The 6594-nt window shown below is 65.0% G+C and carries 7 protein-coding genes; 6 read left to right on the top strand and 1 reads right to left on the bottom strand.

Translation table 11 applies throughout. The annotated features are described in order from the left end of the window. The first annotated feature begins 307 nt into the window (after window positions 1–307). The 6 genes from LWC34_RS31790 to LWC34_RS31765 all read left to right on the top strand — a co-directional run bounded on the left by LWC34_RS31790 (window position 308) and on the right by LWC34_RS31765 (window position 5505). Window positions 308–655 carry a hypothetical protein gene (locus tag LWC34_RS31790; RefSeq protein ID WP_233728742.1) on the top strand — a complete coding sequence of 116 codons (348 nt, stop codon included), beginning with the start codon at window positions 308–310 and terminating at the stop codon, window positions 653–655. Window positions 656–687: 32 nt separating this feature from the next. After that, window positions 688–1209 carry a transposase gene (locus LWC34_RS31785; RefSeq protein WP_233728956.1) on the top strand — a complete coding sequence of 174 codons (522 nt, stop codon included), beginning with the start codon at window positions 688–690 and terminating at the stop codon, window positions 1207–1209. Between the two features lie 112 nt (window positions 1210–1321). After that, the gene (istA, locus tag LWC34_RS31780) at window positions 1322–2788 is read left to right on the top strand and encodes an IS21 family transposase (RefSeq protein ID WP_233723026.1); all 1467 of its coding nucleotides are present in this window, start codon (window positions 1322–1324) and stop codon (window positions 2786–2788) included. After that, window positions 2785–3555, top strand: a complete 771-nt coding sequence (gene istB, locus LWC34_RS31775; RefSeq protein WP_233723025.1) for an IS21-like element helper ATPase IstB — start codon at window positions 2785–2787, stop codon at window positions 3553–3555. The genes istA and istB overlap by 4 nt, the downstream gene beginning before the upstream one ends. Next, complete coding sequence (locus LWC34_RS31770) at window positions 3552–4511, top strand: tyrosine-type recombinase/integrase (RefSeq protein ID WP_233728741.1); 960 nt, start codon at window positions 3552–3554, stop codon at window positions 4509–4511. The genes istB and LWC34_RS31770 overlap by 4 nt, the downstream gene beginning before the upstream one ends. Further along, window positions 4501–5505 (top strand): tyrosine-type recombinase/integrase, encoded by a 1005-nt coding sequence (locus LWC34_RS31765; protein WP_233728740.1) that lies wholly within the window; start codon window positions 4501–4503, stop codon window positions 5503–5505. Before LWC34_RS31770 ends, LWC34_RS31765 begins: the two co-directional genes overlap by 11 nt. On the opposite strand, the gene LWC34_RS31760 is transcribed toward LWC34_RS31765, so the two are convergent. Beyond that, entirely contained in the window at window positions 5427–6236 is an 810-nt protein-coding gene (locus LWC34_RS31760) for a reverse transcriptase domain-containing protein (RefSeq protein WP_233728739.1), read from the bottom strand. The two genes, LWC34_RS31765 and LWC34_RS31760, sit on opposite strands and share 79 nt — an antisense overlap. Window positions 6237–6594 lie beyond the last annotated feature (358 nt).

Here is a 6594-nt window from a genome sequence, read left to right as displayed (position 1 = left end):
TGCGGTCGGCCAGCAACCGCACCGCCGCGGTCCCGGCATGACTGACCACGCCACGCCCACCGACTTCTACCGCCAGATCCCGCGACCACCCAGTAACATCCACGTCGAAAGTGCTCCAGAGCTTCATAGGTAAGAACAGGCATTAGCAACCTCATCTTCCCAGCTCAGGAGCACTTTTCCCTGTTCCGACACGGCGCCCGAATCAAGATCGCCATGAATACTCAGGGCTAATACGACAGCAGCACAGTGTGATCTTGGTGCGGGGTCGTGATCATGGGTGCGGCCACCGCGTGATCAACTTCGAGGTGTGATTGGACTCGAGGAAGACGCGGTGGCCGCGTCAGAGACTGTAGTAGACGAGGGTTTCGCCCGCTGGCAGGCCGGGTTTGACGACATGTTCGCGCTGGTAGCTGGCCGGTTCGCGCAGGCCGATTCGCGTGCCCGTGCTCAGAAGTACCTACTAGGGCTGCTGTCTGGTGTGGAGCGCAAGAACTCCTGGTCGTTGGCGGAGCTCGCCGGGGAGAGCAGCCCGGACGGCATGCAACATCATCCGGATCATCACATCGCTCGAGTTCTATCGACTCGGCTGGTAACCCTCATGAATAACGCTCAGAGGCCGTTTGTTCTACCAGTCCAGGGAGCACTTTTCGGGTGAATACTACGCCAGAGTGGACGCGTGGGTTGGCAGTGGAGGTGGGCGGGATCGGTGTGGTTTCGCATGTCGGGGCGGCGGCGCTGCGGCTGCTGGCTACCAAGGTTGGTTTGACCTCTGGGTTGTCGACTGCGTTGCGGCGCAAGGGATTCATGCCGACACATGATCGCGGCCAGGTGGTCACCGACCTCGCGGTGATGATCGCCGATGGTGGCGAGGCGATCAGCGACATCGCCATCGTGGGCGATCAGAGCGAACTGCTGGGCCCGGTGGCCTCGATGCCTACCGCATGGCGGATCCTGGACGAGGTCACGCCGGCCAGGTTAAAGAAGATCGCCTCGGCTCGGGCGAAGACCTGCCGCTACGTGTGGACGCTGATCAAGGCCCGGCACGGCCGGATCCCGCCGGCCAGGATCGCCGGTGGGGATCTCGGCGCGACGGTCGTGATCCGCCTGGATGCCACCCTGCAGACTGTCCACAGCGAGAAACAACACGCGGCACCAACCTACAAACACACCTTCGGATTTCACCCACTGTCGGCGTACGGACTCATGTGACCAGCCACGTACGGGTTAATGTGTCCACTTTGTAGCGTGTCGGGGTGTCGGTACGCGCTGGTGATCGTCAAGCTGTCGTGCGACCTGGCGGGTGTGTATAGGGACGGCACTGGTGATCTTGGACGAGGAGCGGTGGGCGGAGCTGCGTCGCTTCCGTGGCTTGTATGAGTCCGGCGCGATGAGCATCTCTGCGATCGCGCGGGAGACCGGGCTGCACCGGCAGACTGTCCGCAAATACCTGGCCAGCGACGCGCGGCCAGGACCGCCGCGAGGCAGCAGCCGCAAGGGGACCCGCACGCCGGTGATCGCCGCGATGGCGCCGGTGATCGATGCGTGGCTGCGCTCAGAGCTGCTGCTGAAAGGCACGGTTATTCACGAGCGGCTGGTCGAGCAGTACGGGTTCACCGGCAACTATCAGCGCGTCAAGCTGTATTTGCAGGAGGCCCGTCCCAGGATCGCGGCCGAGCTGGGTATCGCCCCGGACGAGCTGGGGCTCCTGCACCGCCGGTTCGAGGTGATCCCAGGCGCGCAGGCCCAAGTGGACTGGGGGGACGAGGGTCAGATCCTCGCGCATGTCGGCATTCCGAAGGTCTACTCGTTCCACATGACCTTGTCCTATTCACGCGACCCGTTCTGCTGCTTTACCACCAGTCAGGACCTGGAGACCTTCTTCGCCTGCCATCGCCGGGCGTTCGAGCACTTCGGCGGGGTGCCTCGGGCGATCGTCTACGACCGCACCAAGACCGTGGTGCGTCGGCATGTCGCCCCAGGCAAGGCCGTTCCGTTGCATCCGGAAGCCGTGGCGTTCGCCGGGCACTACGACTTCGACATCGACGTGCTGGCCGCATACCGCCCGACCGGCAAGGGCCGGGTCGAGCGCCAAGTCGCGATCGTGCGCGATCACGTCCTGGCCGGTCGTGGGTTCGCCAGCCTGGAGGAGATGGACTCGGCGTTCACCGCCTGGGTCCCGTTGCGGCGCAAGCGCGTCCACAGCACGCACGGCGAGGTCATCGGCCACCGCGCCGCCCGTGACCACTCGGCCCTGCACCCAATCCCAGTCAGTCCGTATCTGGTCACGCAGCGGCATCTGCGGCACGTCGGCAAGGACTGCCTGGTCGCGTTCGACGCCAGCCTTTACTCAGTTCCTGCCCGCAAGGTCCGTCACCGCCAGCTGGTCGAGATCCGCGCCACCGCCGACACCATCAGCCTGCATGCCACATCCATCGACGCGGCCACGACCGGCAACCTAGCCGACGGCACCCTGCTGGCCGTCCATCCCCGGGCCACGACCAGAGGCCAGCGGGTCGTCGACGAAACCCATTGGGACGGTCTGCCCGACGGCCACACCCGCGCGGTTACCACCAGCATCGAGGACGACGACCACGACGGGAAGGTCATCCCGCTGCGGCCCAATACCGCGCCTGAACAGTCGTGGCCCCGGTCACTGGAGGCGCTGCTCACCCGCACCGCCGCCGCACAGATCAAGGTCGAACACCGCCCGCTGTCGGTCTATGAACAACTCACCGGCACCGGACCCAGCAGGACCACAGCACTACCGCAGACGAAGGATCACCGTTGAACGAGCTGGTCACCACCCGCATCCGCTCCACCGCCACCCGGCTCGGCCTGAACCACCTGCCCAGCCAGCTCGACACCTTCGCCCGCCGCGCCGAGGACAACCAGATGGGATACCTCGAGTTCCTCGACCTGGTCCTGGAAGAGGAAGCCGCCGTCCGCGACGAACGCCGCTTCCGCAGCGCCCTGCGCCTGTCGAAACTGCCGCACCACAAGACCCTGGACGACTACGACTTCTCCTTCCAGCCCGAGCTGGATCCGCGGAAGATCAAAGACTTGGCCACGCTCTCGTTCATTGAGGACAAAGGCAACGCCGCTCTGCTCGGGCCGCCCGGAGTCGGGAAAACACACATCGCCGTCGCTCTCGCGGTCGCTGCCTGCCGCGCCGGCTACACCGTCTACTTCACCACCCTGGACGACATGGTCCGCCGCCTGAAAGCCGCCGACGCGATCGGACGGCTCACCAGCACTCTGCGCACCTACCTACGGCCCAACGTCCTCGTGATCGACGAGGTGGGCTATCAGCCCCTCGAACGCGCCGAAGCCAACCTGGTCTTCCAGGTTATTTCGAAGCGCTACGAGAAAGGCTCCGTCATTCTGACCTCGAATAAGAACTTCGGGGAATGGGCCCAAGTCTTCAGCGACGAGGTCCTCGCCACCGCGATCCTCGACCGGCTCCTGCACCACTGCGACGTCATCCCCATCAACGGCCCCAGCTACCGGCTGAAGAACCGACTCGCCGCCATCACGGACACCGCCACCGTCGCTTGACACCTGGACACATCAGTTCGTACTCACCTGGACACATCACCGGATACGCCGACGCCGAGGAGCGGGTGCTGACCCGGTTCGCCGCGTTCACCGCCGCCCGGTTCCCCTGTCAGCAGGCACCCACCCAGGAGTCGGTCGAGGCATGGATCGCAGCCGCCCGTCGGCGCGAGGTCACCCCATCGACCCTGCACGGCTTGGCCGCGCCGGTGCGGGAGCTGGCCCGCTGGCTGGGCCGCCGGGGCGTGGTGGCCTATGTCCTGCCGGCCGGGGCACTGCCCCGCCCCGCCCGCTACGTCCCGCACATCTACACCGACCAAGAGCTGGCCGCGGTGTTCGCCCAGACCGACCGCTGCCACTACGACTCCCAGGTCCCGTTCCGGCACCTGGTCATGCCCGTGCTGTTCCGCACGATCTACGCCTGCGGCCTACGCGCTTCCGAAGCCCGACTGCTGGCCTTCGGCGACGTCGATCCCGAGGCCGGGGTCCTGACAATCCGCGACGGCAAGGGCGGCAAAGACCGGCAGGTCCCGGTCAGCGCACCGCTGCGCGAGCGACTGGCCGACTACTACGACCACGTCGCCGGGCGCACCGGCGCGGACTGGCTGTTCCCAGGCACCACCGGACGCCCGCTGACGATCGGCAACATCGACAAGAACTTCCGCCGGTTCCTCTGGCAGGCCCGCATCCCCCACGGCGGCCGGGGCCGTGGCCCGCGCGTCCACGATCTGCGGCACACCATGGCAGTCAACAATCTTCGGGCCTGGTTCGCCCACGGCGAGGACATCGCGGCGCTGCTACCGATCCTGCAGACCTACATGGGGCATTCGTCGGTTGCCGACACCGACTACTACCTGAGGCTGACCGCCGAGTCCTACCCGCACATCGCCGCCCACATCCAACACGCCTACGGCGACATCGTCCCGCCTATCACGGAAGGCCCTCGTGATGGCCACTGATTTCGCGGTGTTGCTGCACCGGTTCCTCACCTCACACCTGGCCGGGCTGCGCGGCTGCTCACCCAACACGATCGCCTCCTACCGTGACACCTTCAAACTTTTGATCGCCTGGTTCCGCGACCACAAATCCGTCCCGCCCGACAAACTCGCCCTCGACCGCATCGACTCCGACGCGATCACCGCATTCCTCGACTGGCTGGAAACACAACGGCACAACAGCATCTCGACCCGCAACCAGCGCCTGGCCGCGGTCAGCTCGTTCTTCCGATGGCTGCAATCCCACGACCCGGCCCGAATGGCCGCCTGCCAGGACATCCTCGCCATCCCCGCGAAACGCAAGACCCAACCGGGCGTCCATCACCTCACCGTCGCCCAGACCCGCCGCCTGCTCGCCGGCCCCGACCGGTCCACCCGGCCAGGCCGCCGCGACGCGACCCTGCTGGCCGCCCTCTACGACACCGCCGCCAGGGTTTCCGAATTCACCGACCTGACCGTGGGTGACATCCGCCTGCAACCCCCGGCCCTGGCGATGCTGACCGGCAAGGGTCGCAAAATCCGCCACGTCCCGCTCGGCGACAACACCGCGGCCCTGCTGAAGGCCTACCTGGCCGAACACGGCCTCGACACCCCCGGCCACGACGAGCACCCGCTGTTCACCAACCAGCATCACCGCAAGCTCAGCCGCGGCGGAATCGCTTGGATCATCAGCAAATACCGGGCTCGCGCCGACGACTCGGAACTGACCGGCGCACACCTCGGCCCGCATACCCTGCGCCACTCCAAGGCCATGCACCTCTACGAGGCCGGTGTCCCGCTGCCCTACATCCGCGACATCCTCGGACACATCGACCTGACCACCACCGAGATCTACGCCCGCGCCTCCACCGAGGCCAAACGCAAAGCCCTCGAAGCCGCCTACACCGAAATCGTCACCGACGAACTACCCGAATGGAACCACGACACCGGGCTGATCAGTTGGCTCGCCAGCTTGTGAGCCCAGCACGCCTCACGAAGGTTATGCGCAGTGCTCGACCCCGAAATCGCTGGCCCCCAAGCCTTGTCGCCCGCACTGCGCATAACCCAGCGCTGTTCATAAGGCGGGTTATGTTCAGCTGAACATAACCCGCCCTGGGGAGTCCCCCGATCCCGCTTTTCCAGGGCCCCGCCTGGATGCTGCAACGGTGCACGTAGCCACCGTTTGACATACAACACGACCCACGGCTGGTCAGTGTTCGCCTCCACCGCTTTGACCATGAGATCCCACGGCACGCTGTCGAAAAACTTCTGGATATCCAGATCGACCACCCAGTTGTATTTCCAGCACCGCTTCCGACACTTAGCCACCGCATCGATCGCCGACCGCCCAATACGATAGCCGTCCGAGTCGTTATGGAAGATTGCTTCCGCGCGCTCCTCCAACCTTCGGGCCACCACAGTTTGAGCGATTCTGTCAGCAATCGTGGGAACGCCAAGAATTCTGACCCCACGGCCTCCATCTTTCGGTATCGGCACCGCCCGCACCGGAGGTGGAAAATAGCTTCCCGATGACATCCGGTTCCAGATCCGGTAGAGATTGTTCTTCAGATCCTCATCGAACTTATCGAGTGAGCAGCCATCCACGCCCGGTGCTCCACCGTTGGCCTTGACCTTCTGGTACGCCTCCCACACTTCCCGCTTCGAGATACGAAACGGCTTGACTTCTTCAGTCGACTTCGACGCGCTCACTCGATCCCTCCCGAAATGTCTTCGGTTGCTCGAACGAACTAATCTGGACAGTCCGGCACCTTCGCTCCACTCCCATTACAGGAGCTTCTCCACTACTATGAGCCGGTCCGAATGCGTGCCCCGCGACGGTACTCAGCGCCTCATGGTTTCCGCCACTTGTGCGCGCTTCCTGTCGCTGCCCGTACCCCGCGAACAGCGGTATCGGGGTACGCCTTCCCACGTTCCATGCGAGAGCAGCAGAACGGGCTCGCGTCACCTTCATGCCGGGTACCGCCTGGCCAGTAGCCGGGTGTCCGCCAGGCTCATCCCAGGGTCACGACCACACCCCGGTTCTGATACCACTTGAAAGTTTCGACAC

The sequence above is a fragment of the Kibdelosporangium philippinense genome, from assembly GCF_021390435.2.
Lineage (GTDB): Bacteria > Actinomycetota > Actinomycetes > Mycobacteriales > Pseudonocardiaceae > Kibdelosporangium > Kibdelosporangium philippinense.
The sequence above is the reverse complement of the archived record's forward strand: the minus strand, read 5'-3'. Positions and strand labels throughout refer to the sequence as shown.